Here is an 18,642-nt window from a genome sequence, read left to right as displayed (position 1 = left end):
GCTGCTGCAGCAGGTCGACACCCCGCGCAACCTCTACGACCGGCCGGTCAACGAGTTCGTGGCCGGGTTCATCGGCTCGCCGGCGATGAACCTCGTGCAGGTGGAGCTCACCGAGGGTGGGGCGCGGTTGGGCGGGTCGACGGTGCCGCTGCCGCGCACCGCGGTGACCGCGCTCGGCGCGGAGGGGGCGCGCACCGCGACGCTGGGGTTCCGCCCGGAGTCGGTGGAGCTGGTCGGCGCCGGGGAGGGGTTCCCGGTGGAGGTGGTGGTGGTCGAGGAGCTGGGCAGCGACGCGTATGCCTACGGCACGCTGCACGCCGCCGACGCCGGGGGTGTGGTCGGGGGTGAGGACAAGCTGCTGACGCTGCGGGTGGATGCGCGCAAGCCGCCGGCCAAGGGTGAGGTGGTGCACGTGGCGATCCGCCCGGGGGAGGCGCACGTGTTCTCCCCGGAGACCGGGCTGCGGGTCTCCCAGGACGAGCGCTGACACTCATCCGTTGAGCAGGCGTGAGGGCCCTCGGACACCCGTCCGGGGGCCCGCTGCGCACTCAGGGGATGAAGACGATCTTCCCGGCGGTGCGGCCCTCGAGCATGCGGGCGAACCCCTCGCGGGCCTGGTCCAGCGGCAGCTCGACGTCGATGACCGGCCGCACGCCGCTGACCCGGCACACCTGCACCAGCGACTCCAGCTCCTCGCGGGTGCCCATCGTCGAGCCGACCACCGACAACTGGGTGAAGTAGACCCGGTTGAGCTCGGCGCCGGGGTCGAAGCCGGTCGTGGCCCCCGAGATGACGATGACGCCACCGGGCTTGAGCGACTTGACGCTGTGGCTCCAGGTCGCCTTCCCGACGGTCTCCATGACGCAGTCGACCCGCTCGGGCAACCGGGCGCCGGTCTCGAAGGCCTGGTCGGCGCCGAGCTCGAGCGCAGCGGCCCGCTTCTCCTCGCTGCGGCCGGTCACCCACACCCGGAAGCCGGCGGCCCGGCCGAGGACGACCAGCGCGGTGGCCACGCCGCCGCTGGCGCCCTGCACGAGCACCGTCTGCCCCGGCCGCAGGCCGGAGCGGACGAAGAGCATGCGATAGGCGGTCAGCCAGGCGGTCGGCAGGCACGCGGCCTCGGCGAAGGACAGCTCGGCCGGCTTGGGCAGCAGGTTGCGCCGGGGGACGGCCACCCGCTCGGCCATCGTGCCCTGGTGCAGCTCGGAGAACAGCGTCCGCTTCGGGTCGAGGGTCTCGTCCCCGGTCCAGCCGGGGCTGGCCACGACACCGTGGACGACGACCTCGTTGCCGTCCTCGTCCAGCCCGGCCGCGTCGGTGCCCAGGACCATCGGCATCCGCTCCTGCGGCAGGCCGACGCCGCGCAGGCTGAACAGGTCGTGGTGGTTGAGCGAGACCGCTCGCACCTGCACCGTCGTCCAGCCGTCGGGGACCTCGGGCTCGGGGCGCTCGCCGACCTCCAGCACGGACAGCGGGTCGTCGGGCGAGGGGGAGGAGACGAAGACGGCGCGCATGCGCCGGACGTTAGGACACGGCGGTCCGGCGGGCGACAGCGCGCCCGCCGGACCGGGCGCTCAGGAGGCCGGCGGCGGGCAGGCGGTGTGGTAGTAGGACAGCGCGCTGTCGTGGCCGTCGACGACGCCGACCGTCAGCGGCTGTCCGCCCTCGAGCGTGACCGTCACGGAACCGGCCAGGGTGGCGGCGCGGTGCAGCACCCGGCCGACGCAGTGGTCCCGGTTGCCCGTGCGCCCCTCCCGCTGCGTCGGGCCGGTGCCGGTCCAGGCGAGGTCGACGTCGAGGGTGCCCGCCGTCGCCGCCAGGCCCTGCCCGCCGGCCGGCGCGCAGGTCACCGGCACGGCCGAGCCGCTCAGCGTGGCCGACTCCAGCGACACCACCGATCCCGTCAGGTCGCCCAGCGGGGTGCACGCCAGACCGTCGACGTAGACCTCCACCGGGGTGACCAGCGCGCCGGTGGTGTCGCGCGTGACCGCGGCGGCCACGGTGAGCGGGGCGCCCTCGGCGGTGCCCAGCTGCGTGGTCGCCTTGTACTCCGTCGTCGCCCCGCGCCCGTCGGGCGGCGCCGCCGCGGCGGTCCCCGGCAGCAGGCCCGCGGTGCCGGCGGCCAGCAGCACCGTCAGCGCGCCGGCCGTCCTCGTCCTCATGTCGTCCTCCTCCGCGCCGTCCGGTCCGTCCGGGTGGGCGCGGGCGGCAGGCTGGCAGCGCCGCGGCCGCGCCGGAACGCCTCCGCGCGCGGCGGTGCGGGAGGGCGGCGTGTCGCCCGGGGCGCGCCGGCCCCGTCAGCGGACGACGACGACGGCGTCCTGCCGCGGGACGAACTCGCCGATCACCGGCGCGCCGGGCACCTCACCGGCCAGCAGCAGCCCGCCGGAGGTCTGCGCGTCGGCCAGCAGCAGCGCCTCGTCCCCGTCCACCGCGGACAGGTCGGTGTGCGGCCGGACCCAGTCGAGGTTGCGCCGGGTGCCGCCGGAGACGAACCCGGCGGCCAGCGCCTCGCGCGCGCCGGTCAGGTAGGGGACGGCGGCGGCGTCGACCACCGCGGTCACCCCGCTGGCCCGCGCCATCTTGTAGAGGTGCCCGAGCAGGCCGAACCCGGTGACGTCGGTGCCCGCGCGGATGCCGGCGGCCAGCGCCGCGAGGGAGGCGTCCCGGTTGAGCGCCGTCATCGACGCCACCGCCTCCTCGCTGACCTCGCCGGTGGCCTTCATCCGGTTGTTGAGCACCCCGACGCCCAGCGGCTTGGTGAGCGACAGCGGCGTCCCGGCGACGGCGGCGTCGTTGCGGACGACCCGGTCGAGGTCGAGCACGCCGGTGACCGCCATGCCGTACTTGGGCTCGGGGTCGTCGATGGAGTGCCCGCCGCCGACGTGGCAGCCGGCCTCCTGCGCGGTCTCCAGCCCGCCGCGCAGCACCTCGGCGGCGAGCTCGGCCGGCAGCACGTCGCGCGGCCAGCCGAGCAGGTTCACCGCGACGACCGGGGTGCCGCCCATGGCATAGACGTCGGAGAGCGCGTTGGCCGCGGCGATCCGGCCGAAGGTGTACGCGTCGTCGACCACCGGGGTGAAGAAGTCGGTGGTGAGCACCAGCCCCTGCCCGCCGGCGATCCGGACCACCGCCGCGTCGTCGCCGTCGTCGAGGCCGACGACCAGCTCGGCGGCCGGGGCGGCCGGACCGGTGTGCGTCAGCCCGGCGACGACGGCCTCGAGCTCGCCGGGCGGGATCTTGCAGGCGCAGCCGCCGCCGTGGGCGAACCGGGTCAGCCGGACCTGCTCCGGCGCGGTGGTCACGGGCCCACCGTAGGCTGGGCGGCGGAGGCGTCAGGGTGTCTGGTGGCCCCCGCGGCCTCTAAAGCCGACGTGGCCGAGCAGCTCGGTCAGGCGGGTTCGATTCCCGTCCGCCTCCGCCAGCCTCCCCGCGGGCCGGCGCGCATACGCTCCGCAGCGATGAGCGCCGACCCGCGGCGGGCAGTGCCCCGCACCGACACGCTGCTGGCCGACCCCGCGCTGACCGGCGCCGCCGCCCGGCTGGGCCGCGACCTGGTCAAGGACGCCGTCCGCGCCGTGCAGCAGCGGGTCCGGGACGGCTCGCTCGCCCCCGAGGACGCCGTCGGCGCCGTCCTCGCCGCCCTGCCGGCGACGGCGGGCAGCCTGCGGCCGGTGCTCAACGCCACCGGCGTCCTGGTGCACACCAACCTCGGGCGGGCACCGCTGTCGGAGGCCGCGGTCGAGGCGGTGGTCGCGGCCAGTGGCACCACCGACGTCGAGCTGGACCTGCGCACCGGCCGGCGCGGGCCGCGCGGGGAGGCGGCGATCGCCGCGCTGCTGGCCGCCGTCCCCGCCGCGGAGGCGGCGATCGTGGTGAACAACTGCGCCGCCGCGCTCGCACTCGTGGCCACCGCCCTCGGCGGGGAGCTCGTCATCGCCCGCGGCGAGCTGGTCGAGATCGGCGACGGTTTCCGCATCCCCGAGCTGCTGGAGGCCACCGGCGCCCGGCTGCGCGAGGTCGGCACGACCAACCGGGTGACGCCGGCCGACTACACCCGCGCGCTCGGTCCGGACACCGGCGCGGTGCTCAAGGTGCACCCGTCGAACTTCGTCGTCCGCGGCTTCACGACGGCCGTCCCGGTCGCCGACCTGACGGCGGCGCTCGCCGGCACCGGGGTCCCGCTGGTGGCCGACGTCGGCTCCGGCCTGCTGCGGCCGCACCCGGTGCTGCCCGACGAGCCGGACCTGCAGACCACCCTCGCCGACGGCGCCGACCTGGTGCTGTCCAGCGGGGACAAGCTGCTCGGCGGCCCGCAGGCCGGGCTGCTGCTGGGCCGCGCCGACCTGGTGCAGCGGCTGCGCCGGCACCCGCTGTACCGGGCCCTGCGCGTGGACAAGACGACGCTGGCCGCACTGGAGGCGACGCTGCGCGGCCCGCTGCCGCCGGTGCAGCGGATGCTCGCCGCCGACGTCGCGGGCCTGCGGGCGCGGGCCGACGCGCTGGCGGCCCGGCTCGCCGCCGCCGGGGTGGACGCGGCCGCCGTGGACTCCGCGGCCCGGGTCGGCGGCGGCGGGGCGCCGGAGCACCCGCTGCCCAGTGCGGCCGTCTCGCTGCCCGAGCCGTTCGCCGCGGCGCTGCGGACCGGGCCGCGGCCGGTGGTCGGGTACGTCGCCGACGGCCGCACCCTGCTCGACCTGCGCAGCGTGCCGCCGTCGGCCGACGACGACCTGGCCGCCGCGGTGCTGGAGGTGGCCCGGACGTGGAGGTGATCGCGTGGACGTGATCGCGACCGCCGGCCACGTCGACCACGGCAAGTCGACGCTGGTCCGGGCGCTCACCGGCATGGAGCCCGACCGGTGGGAGGAGGAACGCCGCCGCGGCCTGACCATCGACCTCGGCTTCGCCTGGACGACGCTGCCCTCGGGCCGGGTGGTCGCCGTCGTCGACGTGCCGGGGCACGAGCGGTTCGTCGGCAACATGCTCGCCGGGGTCGGGTCGGTGCCCGCGGCGCTGGTCGTGGTGGCCGCCGACGACGGCTGGTCGGCGCAGACCGCCGAGCACGTCGCCGTCCTCGACGCGCTCGGCGTGCGGCACGCGCTGCTCGCCGTCACCAAGGCCGACCTCGCCGACCCCGCGCCGGTGCTCGCCGACGCCACCGAGCGGCTGGCGGCCACCTCGCTGGGCGCCGTGCCGGGGGTGGCGGTCAGCGCGCCCACCGGCCGCGGCGTGCCGGAGCTCGCCGCCGCCCTGGAGACGCTGCTCGCCGGCCTGCCCGCGCCCGACGCCGCCGCGCCGGTGCGGCTGTGGATCGACCGCGCGTTCCCCGTGCGCGGCGCCGGCACCGTGGTCACCGGGACCCTCGCCGCCGGCACGGTGACCGCCGGCGACCGGCTGCGGCTGCGCGACCGGGAGGTGGGCGTCCGCGGCGTGCAGTCGCTGGGCCGGCCGGTGGACCGGGCGACGGCGACCGCGCGGGTGGCGCTCAACCTGCGCGGCCTCGCCGTCGAGGACCTCTCCCGCGGCGACGCGCTGCTCACCCCCGGCGCCTTCCGCGACACCGCCGAGCTCGACGTCGTCCTCGACCGCGACCCGGCCGACCGGCTGCCGGCCGAGGCGGTGCTGCACGTCGGCTCGGCGGCGGTGCCGGTGCGGCTGCGGCCGCTCGACGGGACCGCGGTGCGGCTGCGGCTGGCCTCGGCGCTGCCGCTGCGGGTCGGCGACCGGGTGCTGCTGCGCGACCCCGGCGCCCGGCGGGTGCTCGGCGCCGACGTGCGCGACGTCGCCCCGCCCCAGCTGCGCCGCCGCGGCGCGGCCCGGCAGCGGGCCGCGGAGCTGGCCGGGCAGGACACCGGCCCGGCCGGCGCCACGGCCGACCTGGTCCGCCGCCGGGTGATGCGCGCCGACGACTTCACCGCGATGGGCTGGCCGGTGCCCGACGACGCCGTCCGCGCCGGGCCGTGGCTGCTGGCCCCGGGGCTGGTCGAGACGCTGGCCCGGCGGGTGCCGGGGCTGGTGGCCGCGCACCGGCAGGCCTTCCCGCTCGAACCGGGCCCGCCGGTCGCCGTCGTCCGGCGGGAGCTGGACCTGCCCGACGACGACCTGGTGCGGCTGGCGGTCCGCCCGCCGCTGGCCCTGCGCGAGGGGCGGGTGGTCGTGGCCGCCGCGGGGCTGCCGCCGGCGGTGCAGCGCGCGGTGGACGGGATCCGGGCGCGGCTGGCCGCCGACCCCTTCGCCGCCCCCGACGCCGAGGAGCTGCGCGCCTCGGCGCTGGGCCCGCGCGAGCTGGCGGCCGCGGTGCGCGACGGTCAGCTCGTCCGCATCGCCGAGGGCGTGTACCTGGCCCCGGGCGTCGAGCGGGTGGCGCGCGAGCGGCTGGCGGCCCTGCCGCAGCCGGTCACGCTCAGCCAGGCGCGCTCGGCGTGGGGGACCTCGCGCCGCGTCGCCGTGCCGCTCATGGAGTGGCTGGACGCGCGCGGGGTGACCGAGCGGCTGCCCGACGCGACCCGCCGGCTCCGGTGACCTCTCTGGTGCGGTCGGGGACCACCGCCCACTCCTTCTGAGCGCAGTCGTGCTCTGCCCCCGATGCGGGGCAGAGCACGAGTGCGCCGGTGCGGTAACCCGGGCGCCGGGGCGGGTCACCCGGCGAGGTGGCCCCACCGGTCGGCCAGCTCGTCCCACCGGCCGGTGGCCGCCACGCGCCCCTCCTCCAGGACGACGACCCGGTCGGCCCGGGCCAGCGCCGAGCGCTTGGCGCTGGCCCCGACCACGGTGACCCCGCGGCCGCGCAGCGCCTCCCACAGCTCCAGCTCGGTGCGCGCGTCGAGGGCGGAGGACACGTCGTCGGCGACCAGCAGCTCGGCCTCGGTGGCCAGCGCGCGGGCCAGCGCCAGCCGCTGCACCTGACCGCCGGACAGCCGCACCCCGCGGTGGCCGACCAGGGCGCCGTGCCCGCCGGCGTCCTCGACGTCGGAGGTCAGCCGGGCGTCGTCCACCGCGGTCTGCAGGCGCCGGTCGTGGTCGAGGGTGATGTTGTCGGCGAAGGACCCCGACAGCACCCGGGGCACCTGCCCCACCCACGCCACCTGCCCCGGGCGGAGGAACAGCTGCGGGTCGTCGACCTCCCGCTGGTTCCACCGGATGGCGCCCTCGTGGTCGACCAGCCCGGCGAGGGCGGCCAGCAGGCTGGACTTGCCCGACGCGACCCGGCCGGTGAGCAGCACCAGCTCCCCGGCCTCGACGGTCAGGTCGACGCCGGCGGCGCCCACCGTGCCGTCGTCGTGGACGGCGGTCACGCCCTCCAGCACGAGCCGCTCCAGCGGCACCCGGCCGGTCGCCGGCGGGGCGGGCGCGACGCCGGCGACGAGGTCGACGCCCGGGGGCTCGGCGACCAGGTCGGTGCCGCCGGCCAGCTGCGTCGTCGCCTCCAGCCAGCGCCGGGCCACCGGGGCCTCGGTGATGGCGGCGCCGGCCACCGTGCCGAACCAGCTCGACCCGCTCACCGCGGTCGTGACGAGCAGCGTGGTCGGCAGGTCCCACCCCCCGGCCAGGTGCACGGCCCAGGCCGCGACCACGCCGGCCTGCACGAGCAGGTTCGGCACGCCGTCGAGCAGCGTGCGCACCCGGTGCTCCCGCACGTACGCCGCCACCCGGTGCCCGTCGACGGCCTCCAGGTGGGCGCCGACGGCGGCCGTCGCGGCCGCCAGCTTCACCGTGCGCGCGGCGTCGAAGGCCGACACCAGGGAGCGCCCGAAGCGGGCGCGCGCGTCGCCGGCCTCGCGGGCGGAGGAGCCGGCCAGCGGCGCCCCGGCGACCGACACCAGCGCCGACAGCGCCATCACCCCGCCGACGACGGCCCCGGCCAGCAGGCTCTGCCCGGCGACGGCGGTGGCGGCCACGACGACGACACCGATGGTGACGTCCACCCAGCGGTCGACGTAGAGGACCAGGCGGTCGCTGTCCAGCGCGCGTGCGGCGATCTCGCCCGGCGGCGTGCGCACCAGGCGCCGCTGCATGGTCTGCCCGCGCAGCACGCCGAGGCGCAGCCGCAGGGTGACCGTCGACCACCACAGGAAGTAGGTCCGGAAGGCCACGGCGAGCAGCAGCGGCGCGGTGAGGACCGCCGCGGCCAGCAGCCCGGCGTCGGCCCACGGCGTGCGCCCGGCGTCCAGCGCCTCGACGAGACGGCCCCACAGCCACCCGGTCACCGGACCGTAGGCGCTGAGCATCGACACGCCGAGGAAGGCCACCGCCCCGAGCAGGCCCCACCGCGGGTGGACGGCGACCAGGCGCGCGACCGTGCGGGCCAGGCCCGGCGTCCGCACCGGCGCCGCCGGCCGGGGCGGGCGCCGCTCGGCGCGCACCGACAGCGCCTCCCCGGCCGGGGCGGGCGGCGGCTCCGCACCGGAGGCCCGCAGCAGCTCGGCGAACGGCCCGGGCGTGCGCGCCAGCTCGGCCCGCGGCCCGTGCTGGACCACACGGCCGCGCTCGAGCACCGCGACGGCGTCCGCGTGGCGCGTGGTGGACAGCCGGTGGGCGATGACGATGCCGGTGCGTCCGGACAGCAGCCGCTGCGCGGCCTGGGTCACCCGGTGCTCGGTCTGGGGGTCCATGCGCGCGGTGGCCTCGTCCAGGACGACGACCGCGACGTCGCGAACGAGCAGGCGCGCGAAGGCGACCAGCTGCTCCTCCCCGGCCGACAGCGTGACGCCGCCGGTGCCCAGGCGGGTGTCGAGGCCGTGCGGCAGCGAGGCCACCCAGTCGGTGAGGCCGAGCGCGTCCACGGCGTCCTCGACCACCGGGCGCGGGACGTCGGCGAACAGCGTGACGTTGTCCGCCAGCGTGGCCGCGAGCAGCTCGGTGCGCTGGGTGACCACGCCGACGGCGCGGCGCAGGTCCTCGACCGCGGTGGCGGTCACGTCCTGGCCGCCGACGAACACGGTGCCCGGCGGCGGCTCCACGGCCCGCGACAGCAGCCGGGCGAGGGTCGACTTGCCGGCGCCGGTGCGCCCGACCAGCGCGCAGGTGGTCCCCGCCGGCACGAGCAGGTCGACGTCGGTCAGGGCGAAGCCGCCCGGGTAGGCGAAGGTGAGCCCCCGGATCTCGACGTCCGCCGGCCCGGCCGGCACCGCGGTCCCGCCCGCCGGTTCCTGCGGGGCGTGCAGTAGGGCGCGGATGCGGGCGAGCGCGCCCAGGCCGGCCTGCAGCTCGGGGAGGTGGTTGGTGACCTGGTTCAGCTGCCCGACGAAGGCGGTGACCAGCAGCCACAGGGTCACCAGCTGCCCGGTGCCGAGGCGGCCGGCGCCGACCAGACCCACCCCGGCGACGGCCACCGCCGCGAGCATGGCGTGCACCACCAGGCCGGTGCGCAGGCTGACCGTCGTCGCGGCGACCGCCGTGGCGCGCACCCGCCGGAGCACCTCGGCGGACTGGCGGGCGTAGGCGCGGACCACGTGCGGCTGGCCGAGCGCCGAGCGCACGTCGTCGCGCCCGGCGACGGCCTCCTCCAGCTGCGCGGAGTGGTCGGACCAGGCCGCCTCCTCGGCCAGCTTGCGCGCCGCGACCACGCCGGCCAGGCGGCGCGAGACCGCGACGGCGGCCACCGCGACCAGGGGGAAGGCGATCCACGCGGGCCACCAGGTCAGCCCGGCGACGACCCACGCCAGCACCGAGCGCAGCGCCGAGCGCCCGAGCTCCCAGCCGGTGCGGCGCAGCAGCTGGCCGACCTGGCGGGGGTCGTCGTCGACCCGGTCGAGGACCTCGCCGACCGCCTGCTCCTCCAGCACCGGCAGCGGCTGGCGCAGGGCGGCGCCCAGCAGGTCGGCGCGCAGCCGGCCCTCCGCCCGCCCGACGATCCCGGAGAAGAGGGTGCGGCCGGCGGTGTCCAGGACACTGGCGCCGAGCAGCAGCGCGGCCAGCAGCGCGACCAGGCCGGACCGGGGGTGCTCGGCCAGCCGGCCCGCGACGACGGTGGCCAGCGTCTCCCCGACGGCGCCCAGGAGCGCGGCGACCAGTGCGGCGCCGCTCGCGCGCCCGGCCAGCCGGCGCCACGTCAACGGCGCGGGGACCACGGCACTCCGATCCGGGCGCCGCGGGTCGCCGCGAGCGCCCTCGACGACGGTCGGTGACGAGGACGCTAGCCCGCGCCGCCGACGACCCGCGCCCGCTTTTCCGGTGCTGCGACCGAGGCGCGGAGGTCAGCCCCCGGCCTGGCGCAGCAGGGTGTCGCGCTCGTCGGCGTCGGTGCTGTCCGGCCGCGTCGTGCCGGCGTCCACGGTCTCCACCGTGTCCTCCGGGTCGACCGGCTCGGGCAGGGTGCGGAAGCGCGCGCGGGGGTCCTCGGGTGCGGTCACGGGCGCAGCATCCCGCGCCCGGCGGGCTACAGGGAGGGCACCCAGCGTGCCGGGCGCTTCTCGCGGAACGCCGCGATCCCCTCCTGCCCGTCCTCACCGGCGAAGGCCCGCGCGGAGAGCTCCAGCAGGTCGTCGAACGAGCCGCGCAGCCCGCCGGACCGCAGCAGCCGCTTGGTCTCGGCCAGCGCCCACGGCGACCCGGCCGCCAGCGCGCGCACCTGCACGTCGGCCGCGGCGTCGACCTCCCCGTCGGGGGCGACGAGGTCGACCAGCCCGCCGGCCGCGGCCGCCGCCGCGTCGAACACCTCCCCGGTCAGCATCAGCCGGTGCGCCACGTGCGGCAGCATCCGCGGCAGCACGACGGCGGAGATGACCGCCGGCACCAGCCCCAGCCGCACCTCGGACATGCCGAAGGTCGCCGAGGCCGCGGCGACGACGACGTCGCAGGCGGCCGCCAGCCCCACGCCGCCGGCCCGGGCCGGCCCGCGGACGACGGCGACCACCGGCTTCGGCGAGGTCCAGATCGTCTCCAGCAGGTCGGGCAGCTCGCGCACACCCTGGTCGCCGGCACCCGCCCCGGCGGCCTCCGACAGGTCCATCCCCGAGCAGAAGACCCGGCCGGTGTGGTCGAGCACCACCACCCGGACGGCGTCGTCGGCCAGGGCGGCGTCCAGCGCCTCGCGCAGCTGCGCCCGCAGCGCGCGGGAGAGCGCGTTGCGGTTGGCGGGCGAGTCCAGGACGAGCCGGGCCACGCCCCCCTCGACGGTCCGCTGCAGCAGCCGGTCGTCGTCCACGGGTGCAGAGCTCACCCCGGCATCCTGCCCACCCTGGCGGCGGCGCGGCACACTGGGAGCAGATGAACACCGTGCTGCCGCTGCTCCCGGGGTCCCCGGCGAGCCCGTCCGACCTCCCCGACGCCGCCCGCGAGCACCTCACGACGACGCCGTTCGGCCTCTACGTGCACGTGCCGTTCTGCGCCATCCGCTGCGGCTACTGCGACTTCAACACCTACACCTCCGACGAGCTCGGCCCCGGCGCCAACCGCGCCGAGTACGCCGGCACCGCGATCGCCGAGCTGCGCCGCGCCGCGGAGGTCCTCGGGCCCGACCTGCCCACGGTGTCCACGGTCTTCGTCGGCGGCGGCACCCCGACGCTGCTGCCCGCCGACGACCTGGCCGCGGTCCTGGCCGCCGTCCGCGAGCTGTTCCCGGTCGACCCCGCCGTCGAGGTGACCACCGAGGCCAACCCGGAGTCGGTCACCCCGCAGTCGCTGGACACCCTGCGCGCGGCGGGCTTCACCCGGCTGAGCCTGGGCATGCAGTCGGCCGCCGAGCACGTCCTCGCCGTCCTCGACCGGCGGCACACCCCGGGCCGCGCGGCGCAGGCCGCCCGCGAGGCGGTCGAAGCCGGGTTCGGGCACGTCAACCTCGACCTGATCTACGGCACCCCCGGTGAGACCGACGCCGACTGGGCGGCCTCCCTCGACGCCGTCCTCGCCGCGCCGGTCGACCACGTCAGCGCCTACGCGCTCATCGTCGAGGAGGGCACGCGGCTGGCCCGCCGGATCGCCCGCGGTGAGCTGCCGCTGCCCGACGACGACGTCCTCGCCGACCGCTACGTGCAGGCCGACACCGTGCTGCGCGGCGCCGGCTTCGACTGGTACGAGGTCAGCAACTGGTCGCGCGGGGACGCCGCCCGCTGCCGGCACAACGAGCTGTACTGGGCCAACGCGAACTGGTGGGGGATCGGCCCGGGCGCGCACAGCCACGTCGGCGGCGTGCGGTGGTGGAACGTCAAGCACCCCGCCGCCTACGCCCAGCGCCTGGCCGCGGGGGAGAGCCCGGTGGCCGACCGCGAGGTCCTCGGCGACGCCGACCGCGCGCTGGAGACGGTCATGCTCGGCCTGCGGCTGCGCGACGGGCTGCCGCTGACCGCGCTGTCGGACGCCGGCCGGCTGCGGGCCGCCGACGCCGTCGCCCGCGGGCTGCTCGACGCGGGCGCGCACGCGGCCGGGCGGGCGGTGCTCACCGACCGCGGCCGGTTGCTCGCCGACGCCGTCGTCCGCGACCTCACGGACTGAGGAAGGACCCCGTCCTCCTCACGCCTCGCACGCTCGGCGCGAGCCTCTGGACGGGGCCGAACTGACGGGTGTCACAGCGGACCGGCGACGTCCCGCACTACTGCCGGCACCGCCCGCCCGGCCAGGCTCGACGCCGTGACCACACCCGCCCTCGACGTCTGCGGCCTGACCGTGCGGCACGGCGAGGTGCTCGCCGTCGACGGCCTCGACCTGCGCATCGGCCGCGGCGAGACCGTCGCGCTGCTGGGCCCCAACGGCGCCGGCAAGTCCTCCACCGTCTCCGCCGCCCTCGGGCTGGTGCGGCCCGCGGCCGGCCGCGTGCGCGTGCTCGGCCGCGCCCCCGCCGACGCGGTCCGGGCCGGCTGCGTGGGCGCGATGCTGCAGCACGGCGGGCTGCCCGGCGAGGCACGGGTCGGCGAGGTGCTGCAGCTGGTGCGCCGCAGCTACCCCGACCCGTGGCCGCTGGCGGACCTGGCCGCCACCACCGGCACCGACGGGCTGCTGGGCCGGCCCGTCGAGGCCCTCTCCGGCGGCCAGCGGCAGCGGGTGCTGCTCGCCCTCGCGCTGGCCGGTCAGCCGCCGCTGCTGCTGCTCGACGAGCCCACCTCGGCCATGGACGTCGAGGGCCGCCGCGCCTTCTGGGCCACGATGCGCGCGCTCGCCGCCCGCGGCACCACCGTCGTCTTCGCCACCCACCACCTGGAGGAGGCCGACGCGGTCGCCGACCGGGTCGTGGTGCTGGCCGGCGGGCGGCTGGTGGCCGACGGGTCGTCCGCGGCGGTCCGCTCGGCGGTGTCCGGGCGCAGCGTCCGGCTCACCGCCGAGCGGCTGCCCGACGACCTCCCCGGCGTCACCGCGGTGACCCGCCAGGGCGCCGTCGCCACCCTGGCCACCGCCGACGTCGAGGCCACCCTGCGGGCGCTGCTCGACCACGGCGTCGCCCTGACCGACCTCGAGGTGTGCGGCGCGAGCCTCGAGGACGCCGTCCTCACCCTCACGACGGGAGCCCTCCGATGAGCCCGCTGCTCGCCTTCCAGCTGCGCCGGATCGGCCGCAACCGGCAGTACCTGCTGTTCACCGTCGTCCTGCCGGCCGCGTTCACCGTCTTCTTCACGCAGGTGTTCGCCGGCCAGCCGGGCGGGGTGAGCCAGGAGCAGGCCGCGGCCACGATGGTCGCGATGATGGCCTACGGCGCCATCGGGGCGGCACTCGGCGCGACGATCCGGCTCTCCTTCGACCGCGCGTCGGGCTGGCTGCGGCAGCTGCGGGTCACCCCGGTGCCGCCGGCGGCGGTGGTCACGGTCGACGTCGCCGTCGGCATGCTGCTCACCCTGCCGCCGCTGCTCGTGGTCGCGGCCACCGGCCGGCTGGTCAACGGGGTGCGGCTGGCGCCGGGGGAGTGGGCCGGCCTGCTGCTCGTCCTGTGGCTGGGGTCGGCGGTGTTCGTCGCGCTGGGGCTGCTGCTGGGCTGGGCGCTGGAGCAGGAGGCGGCCGGCGGCGCGATCGGCGTCGTCGCCACCGTGCTGGCCGTGCTCGGTGGGCTGTGGGTGCCGGTCGAGCTGTTCCCGTCCGGGCTGCGCGCGGTCGCGCACGTCCTGCCGTCCTACTGGTACGCCGAGGCCGGGCGCGCGGCCGCCGGCGGCAGCGTGCCGGTGCTGCCGCTGCTGGTGCTCACCGGTGCCGCCGCGGTGTGCGCCGCGCTCACGGTCGCGGTGGCCCGCCGCCGGTCGCTCACCGCGGTCGCGGGCTGACCGGGCTACGGTCGGGCGCCGTGGACCCCCGTCCCCGCTGGTACCGCATCGGCTGGGCGCTGCCCTGGCTGCTGTTCCAGTTCTTCCCGGTCGCCGACCTGCTCACCACCGACCGGCCGCTCGCCGTGCGGGTGGCCGCGGGCGCCGGCCTGCTGGTGTTCACCGCCGTCTACCTCGCCGTCTTCCGCCGGGCCTTCGACGGCTGCTGGACCGGGTCGCTGTGGGGTCGGCTGGCCGTCGTCGCGGTCCTCGGCACCGTCCTCGCCGCCGCGATGGGGCCGTCGTGGGCGGGCCTGCTCATCTACGTCTCGGCGGCCGCCGCGGCCGCGCTGCCCACCCGGTGGGTGTGGCCGGCCGTCCTCGCCGCGGCGGCCGTGTGCGCCGCGGTGGTCACCCTCGGCGGGGAGCCCGGGCTGCTCATCCTCCCGGTGCTGTGCCTGCTCACCGCCTTCGCGCTGCGCGGCACCCGGCACCTGGTGTCGGTCAACGCCGAGCTCGCCGAGGCCCGCGAGGAGCTGGCCCGCAACGCCGTCGCCGAGGAGCGGCTGCGCTTCGCCCGCGACCTGCACGACCTGCTCGGCCACAGCCTGTCGCTCATCGCGCTCAAGAGCGAGCTGGCCGGCCGCCTCGCCGAGGTCGACCCCGCCCGGGCGCGCGCGGAGATGGCCGACGTCGAGGCCGCCGCCCGCCGCGCGCTGGCCGAGGTCCGCGACGCGGTCAGCGGCTACCGCCGGGTCAGCTGCGCGCAGGCGCTCGCCGAGGCCCGCTCGGCGCTGTCCGGCGCCGGTATCTCGGTGCGGCTGCCCGCCCGGGTGCCCGCGCTGCCCGGCCCGGTCGACACCGCGCTGGGCTGGGTGGTGCGCGAGGCGACGACGAACGTGCTGCGGCACAGCGGCGCCCGCTCGGTCGCCGTCGCCCTCACCGACGACGGCACCCAGGCGGTGCTCACCGTCACCGACGACGGCCGCGGCCCGGCCGGTGACACCGGGCCCGGGTCGGGGCTCACCGGCCTCGCCGAGCGCGTGGGCGCCCTGGGCGGCGCCCTGACCGGCGGTGCCGGCCGCGCCGGCGGGTACGAGCTGCGGGCCGTCCTGCCGCTGGCGCCCGCGGCGGTCCCGGCGGGAGCCGCCCGGTGATCCGCGTCCTGGTCGCCGAGGACCAGTCGATGGTGCGCGGCGCGCTGCGGGCGCTGCTGGAGCTGGAGGAGGACATCGAGGTCGTCGCCGAGGTCGGCCGCGGCGACGAGGTGCTCACCGCCGCCCGCGAGCACCGCCCCGACGTCGCGCTGCTCGACATCGAGATGCCCGGGCAGGACGGCATCGAGGCCGCACGCGAGCTGGCCGCCGCGCTGCCCGCGGTGCGCGCCGTCGTGCTCACCACCTTCGGCCGGCCGGGGTTCCTGCGCCGCGCGATGGAGGTCGGCGCGGCCGGGTTCCTGGTCAAGGACGCCCCGGTCGCGGAGCTCGCGCGGGCGATCCGCGCCGTCGTCGCCGGGGAGCGGGTGATCGACCGGGACCTGGCCGCCGCCGCGCTCGCCCTCGGGGCGACGCCGCTGTCGGCGCGCGAGGCCGACGTCCTGCGCGAGGCCTCCGACGGCGCGACCGTGGCCGACATCGCCCGCCGGCTGTTCCTGTCGGAGGGCACGGTGCGCAACTACCTGTCCTCCGCGATCGGCAAGACCGGCACCCGCACCCGGGTCGAGGCCGCCCGCGTCGCCGCCGACAAGGGCTGGCTCTAGCTGTACCCGGCCAGGACGTTGGTGACGGCGGACCGGGCTTGAACGAAGGAGAACCTCCGAGTGGGGTGTGGCTTGTCGAAGGCCCAACACCTGCCCGGAGGTTCTCGTGTCCCACGCTAATGCCCGCACCACCGTGCACGGCCGGAAACTGATCGTCGAGCGGTGGGAGAACGGGTGGAGGAAGGCCCACATTGCCGCGGCGATGGGGATCTCCCGCAAGTGCGTGCGGACCTGGATCGGCCGCTTCCAGGCCGAGGGTGAAGCCGGGCTGGTCGACCGGTCCTCCCGCCCGCGCAGCAGCCCCCGGCGCATCCCAGCCGCCGTGGAGGACCGCATCGTCGAGCTGCGCAGCCAGCAGCGCCGCGGGCCGGCGCTCATCGGCGCCGAGCTGGGTGTGCCGGCCCGCACCGTCTCCCGGGTCCTGACCCGCCGCGGGCAGCCCCGGCTGGCCGCTCTGGACCCGATGACCGGAGAGGTCATCCGGGCCTCGAAGGTCACCGCGATCCGCTATGAGCGCTCGGCGCCCGGCGAGCTGGTGCACATGGACGTCAAGAAGCTGGCCCGCATCCCCGACGGTGGCGGCTGGCGCGCCCACGGCCGGGCCGCCGGCAGCACCAGCCGAGACCGGGCCAGCCGGGTCGGCTTCGACTACGTGCACTCCCTGGTCGATGACCACTCCCGGCTGGCCTACTCCGAGATCCTCACCGACGAGAAGGGCGCCACCTGCGCGGGCTTTCTGGCCCGCGCCGCGGCCTACTTCGCCGCCCACGGCATCGACCGGATCGAGCGGGTGATGACCGACAACGCCTGGGCCTACAAGTGGTCCCTGCGCGAGGTGATCGGCGCACTGGGCGCCCGGCAGAAGTTCATCCGCCCGCACTGCCCGTGGCAGAACGGCAAGGTCGAACGGCTCAATCGCACGCTGGCCAGCGAGTGGGCCTACCGGCAGGTCTTCACCAGCAACGACCAGCGCGCCGCCGCCCTCGCGCCCTGGCTCGAGCACTACAACACTCAACGCCGCCACTCAGCACTCGGCGGCAAGCCGCCGATCAGCCGCCTGGCACCAACCTGATGGCCAGGTACATCTAGCGGCTCGAAGCCCGGGGGCCATCAGCGCGCCGGGTCGGCGGGCATGAGCGCGTCGAGGTCGAGGACCCGCACGTGGATGACGGTGCGCTGCTGCAGCGCCGCCCGCAGCGCCCGGTGCAGGCCGTCCTCGAGGTAGAGGTCGCCGTGCCACTGGACGGCGTGCGGGAACAGGTCGCCGTAGAAGGTCGAGTCGTCGGCGAGCAGGGCGTCCAGCGCCAGTTCGCGCTTGGTGGTGACCAGCGTGTCGAGCCGGATCTGACGGGGCGGGATCATCGCCCAGTCCCGCGGGGCCAGGCCGTGCTCGGGATAGGGGCGGCCGTCGCGCACCGCTTTGAAGATCAGGGACCCGACCTCCGTCCGCACCCACCCCGTTCCGGCACCGTCGGCCGTCACCCTATCGACCGTCCGGGTGACCCGTTCGGCCCCGTCCAGAGGCTCACCGCAAGCTCACGAGCGGAGAGGGGGACGGGGTCCTTCGCGTATGCTGGTCTGGCACTCCGTCCGTGCGAGTGCCAGCCCGCCGCAGGGCGGCCGGCGTGCCCCGACCGCGCGCCCGGGCCCGCCCGCACGACGACGTCGACCGGTACGGGGAGGTGTCACCGTGGCGCACGACGAACGCCGCCTGCAGGTCCTGCGGGCCATCGTCCAGGACTTCGTCTCCACCAACGACCCGGTGGGCAGCAAGGCCCTGGCCGAACGGCACGACCTCGGGGTCTCGCCGGCGACCATCCGCAACGACATGGCGGTGCTCGAGGAGCAGGGCTACATCACCCAGCCGCACACCAGCGCCGGCCGGGTGCCCACCGACAAGGGCTACCGCCTCTTCGTCGACCGGCTCTCCTCGGTCAAGCCGCTGTCGGCCGCCGAGCGCAGGGCGATCGAGCGCTTCCTCGACGGTGCCGTCGACCTGCACGACGTGCTCGGTCGCACGGTGCGGCTGCTCGCGCAGCTGACCCACCAGGTCGCCGTCGTGCAGTACCCCACGCTCTCGCGCAGCGCCGTGCGCCACCTCGAGGTGGTGCAGCTGACCGGCTCGCGGCTGCTGCTGGTGCTCATCACCGACACCGGCCGGGTCGAGCAGCGGGTCGTCGACTGCCCGGCCGACGTCACCCGCGACGACGTCGCCGACCTGCGCACGCTGCTGAACGCGGCGTTCACCGGCGCCCGGCTCGCCGACGCCGGCGGCAAGGTGCCCGACCTGCTCGACACCGCCCCGCCGCACCTGCGCGTGCTGGTCGCCGCGGTGGGCGCGGCGCTGGTGGAGACGCTGGTCGAGCCGGGGGAGGACCGCCTGGTCGTGGGCGGGACGGCGAACCTGGCGCGGGTCGCCGTCGACTTCCCCGGGAGCCTGCGGCCGCTGCTGGAGGCGCTCGAGGAGCAGGTCGTGGTGCTCCGGCTGATCAGCGAGGTCGACTCCGGCGGTGCGGTGCTCGTGCGCATCGGCGAGGAGAACGCCCACGAGGCGCTGGCCGGTGCGTCGGTCGTCTCCGTGGGGTACGGAACCGGCGACCGGGCGCTGGGCGGACTGGGCATCGTGGGCCCGACCCGCATGGACTACCCGGGCAACATGGCCGCGGTCCGCGCCGTGGCCCGCTACGTCGGCCAGCTGCTGGCCGAGAGCTGAGGTCTGTA

Annotated in this window: 17 protein-coding genes and 1 tRNA gene; 11 read left to right on the top strand and 7 right to left on the bottom strand. The window is 77.2% G+C overall.

Annotation, left to right across the window (positions count from 1 at the left end):
• Window positions 1–487, top strand: a 487-nt coding sequence (locus ACI8AD_RS22375; RefSeq protein ID WP_456872735.1) for a TOBE domain-containing protein, incomplete at its 5' end; no start/stop codon positions are given.
• A gap of 61 nt (window positions 488–548) precedes the next feature.
• Here the strand turns inward: ACI8AD_RS22375 and ACI8AD_RS22370 are convergent.
• The 3 genes from ACI8AD_RS22370 to selD form a co-directional block, all read right to left on the bottom strand.
• Entirely contained in the window at window positions 549–1,514 is a 966-nt protein-coding gene (locus tag ACI8AD_RS22370; protein ID WP_456872734.1) for a zinc-binding dehydrogenase, read from the bottom strand.
• Between the two features lie 60 nt (window positions 1,515–1,574).
• A complete protein-coding gene (locus ACI8AD_RS22365) occupies window positions 1,575–2,162 on the bottom strand; it encodes a hypothetical protein (RefSeq protein ID WP_456872733.1) in 588 nt (195 codons plus the stop codon).
• Between the two features lie 135 nt (window positions 2,163–2,297).
• Window positions 2,298–3,305, bottom strand: a complete 1,008-nt coding sequence (gene selD, locus ACI8AD_RS22360; RefSeq protein WP_456872732.1) for a selenide, water dikinase SelD — start codon at window positions 3,303–3,305, stop codon at window positions 2,298–2,300.
• Window positions 3,306–3,328: 23 nt separating this feature from the next.
• Between selD and ACI8AD_RS22355 the strand changes: the two genes are divergently transcribed.
• The 3 genes from ACI8AD_RS22355 (at window position 3,329) to selB (ending at window position 6,522) form a co-directional block, all read left to right on the top strand.
• Window positions 3,329–3,424, top strand: a tRNA-OTHER gene (locus tag ACI8AD_RS22355).
• 37 nt (window positions 3,425–3,461) lie between these two features.
• Window positions 3,462–4,772 carry an L-seryl-tRNA(Sec) selenium transferase gene (gene selA, locus ACI8AD_RS22350; RefSeq protein ID WP_456872731.1) on the top strand — a complete coding sequence of 437 codons (1,311 nt, stop codon included), beginning with the start codon at window positions 3,462–3,464 and terminating at the stop codon, window positions 4,770–4,772.
• A gap of 4 nt (window positions 4,773–4,776) precedes the next feature.
• Window positions 4,777–6,522: a selenocysteine-specific translation elongation factor gene (selB, locus tag ACI8AD_RS22345; RefSeq protein WP_456872730.1), complete on the top strand. Its 1,746-nt coding sequence runs from the start codon at window positions 4,777–4,779 to the stop codon at window positions 6,520–6,522.
• A gap of 116 nt (window positions 6,523–6,638) precedes the next feature.
• Here selB and ACI8AD_RS22340 read toward each other — a convergent pair whose 3' ends face one another.
• The 3 genes from ACI8AD_RS22340 to ACI8AD_RS22330 all read right to left on the bottom strand — a co-directional run bounded on the left by ACI8AD_RS22340 (window position 6,639) and on the right by ACI8AD_RS22330 (window position 11,161).
• Window positions 6,639–10,070: an ATP-binding cassette domain-containing protein gene (locus ACI8AD_RS22340; RefSeq protein WP_456872729.1), complete on the bottom strand. Its 3,432-nt coding sequence runs from the start codon at window positions 10,068–10,070 to the stop codon at window positions 6,639–6,641.
• A 126-nt stretch (window positions 10,071–10,196) separates the two neighbouring features.
• A complete protein-coding gene (locus ACI8AD_RS22335; protein ID WP_456872728.1) occupies window positions 10,197–10,352 on the bottom strand; it encodes a hypothetical protein in 156 nt (51 codons plus the stop codon).
• A gap of 26 nt (window positions 10,353–10,378) precedes the next feature.
• Entirely contained in the window at window positions 10,379–11,161 is a 783-nt protein-coding gene (locus ACI8AD_RS22330) for an enoyl-CoA hydratase-related protein (RefSeq protein ID WP_456872727.1), read from the bottom strand.
• A 47-nt stretch (window positions 11,162–11,208) separates the two neighbouring features.
• On the opposite strand from ACI8AD_RS22330, the gene hemW reads away from it, so the two are divergent.
• The 6 genes from hemW to ACI8AD_RS22300 all read left to right on the top strand — a co-directional run bounded on the left by hemW (window position 11,209) and on the right by ACI8AD_RS22300 (window position 16,993).
• Entirely contained in the window at window positions 11,209–12,432 is a 1,224-nt protein-coding gene (gene hemW, locus ACI8AD_RS22325; RefSeq protein ID WP_456872726.1) for a radical SAM family heme chaperone HemW, read from the top strand.
• A gap of 135 nt (window positions 12,433–12,567) precedes the next feature.
• The gene (locus tag ACI8AD_RS22320) at window positions 12,568–13,449 is read left to right on the top strand and encodes an ABC transporter ATP-binding protein (protein ID WP_456872725.1); all 882 of its coding nucleotides are present in this window, start codon (window positions 12,568–12,570) and stop codon (window positions 13,447–13,449) included.
• Window positions 13,446–14,183, top strand: coding sequence for an ABC transporter permease (locus ACI8AD_RS22315; RefSeq protein ID WP_456872724.1), 738 nt, complete (start codon window positions 13,446–13,448; stop codon window positions 14,181–14,183). The genes ACI8AD_RS22320 and ACI8AD_RS22315 overlap by 4 nt, the downstream gene beginning before the upstream one ends.
• A 20-nt stretch (window positions 14,184–14,203) precedes the next feature.
• Window positions 14,204–15,319, top strand: a complete 1,116-nt coding sequence (locus ACI8AD_RS22310; protein WP_456872723.1) for a sensor histidine kinase — start codon at window positions 14,204–14,206, stop codon at window positions 15,317–15,319.
• Complete coding sequence (locus ACI8AD_RS22305; RefSeq protein WP_456872722.1) at window positions 15,316–15,921, top strand: response regulator transcription factor; 606 nt, start codon at window positions 15,316–15,318, stop codon at window positions 15,919–15,921. Before ACI8AD_RS22310 ends, ACI8AD_RS22305 begins: the two co-directional genes overlap by 4 nt.
• Before the next feature lie 106 nt (window positions 15,922–16,027).
• The gene (locus tag ACI8AD_RS22300; RefSeq protein ID WP_456872721.1) at window positions 16,028–16,993 is read left to right on the top strand and encodes an IS481 family transposase; all 966 of its coding nucleotides are present in this window, start codon (window positions 16,028–16,030) and stop codon (window positions 16,991–16,993) included.
• Window positions 16,994–17,031: 38 nt separating this feature from the next.
• Here ACI8AD_RS22300 and ACI8AD_RS22295 read toward each other — a convergent pair whose 3' ends face one another.
• Window positions 17,032–17,403, bottom strand: coding sequence for a type II toxin-antitoxin system VapB family antitoxin (locus ACI8AD_RS22295; RefSeq protein ID WP_456872720.1), 372 nt, complete (start codon window positions 17,401–17,403; stop codon window positions 17,032–17,034).
• A 208-nt stretch (window positions 17,404–17,611) separates the two neighbouring features.
• Here ACI8AD_RS22295 and hrcA point away from each other — a divergent pair, with 208 nt between their 5' ends.
• Window positions 17,612–18,634: a heat-inducible transcriptional repressor HrcA gene (gene hrcA / locus ACI8AD_RS22290; RefSeq protein WP_456872719.1), complete on the top strand. Its 1,023-nt coding sequence runs from the start codon at window positions 17,612–17,614 to the stop codon at window positions 18,632–18,634.
• Window positions 18,635–18,642: the final 8 nt, after the last annotated feature.

Source organism: Geodermatophilus sp. SYSU D00766 (assembly GCF_054049915.1).
This window is presented reverse-complemented; position numbering and strand designations above follow the sequence as displayed.

Excerpts from the sequence above, each read along its gene's own strand:
- ACI8AD_RS22370 (WP_456872734.1), bottom strand. The coding sequence starts at position 1,514 with ATGCGCGCCGTCTTCGTCTCCTCCCCCTCGCCCGACGACCCGCTGTCC.
- ACI8AD_RS22365 (WP_456872733.1), bottom strand. The coding sequence starts at position 2,162 with ATGAGGACGAGGACGGCCGGCGCGCTGACGGTGCTGCTGGCCGCCGGC.
- selA (WP_456872731.1), top strand. The coding sequence starts at position 3,462 with ATGAGCGCCGACCCGCGGCGGGCAGTGCCCCGCACCGACACGCTGCTG.
- hemW (WP_456872726.1), top strand. The coding sequence starts at position 11,209 with ATGAACACCGTGCTGCCGCTGCTCCCGGGGTCCCCGGCGAGCCCGTCC.
- ACI8AD_RS22315 (WP_456872724.1), top strand. The coding sequence starts at position 13,446 with ATGAGCCCGCTGCTCGCCTTCCAGCTGCGCCGGATCGGCCGCAACCGG.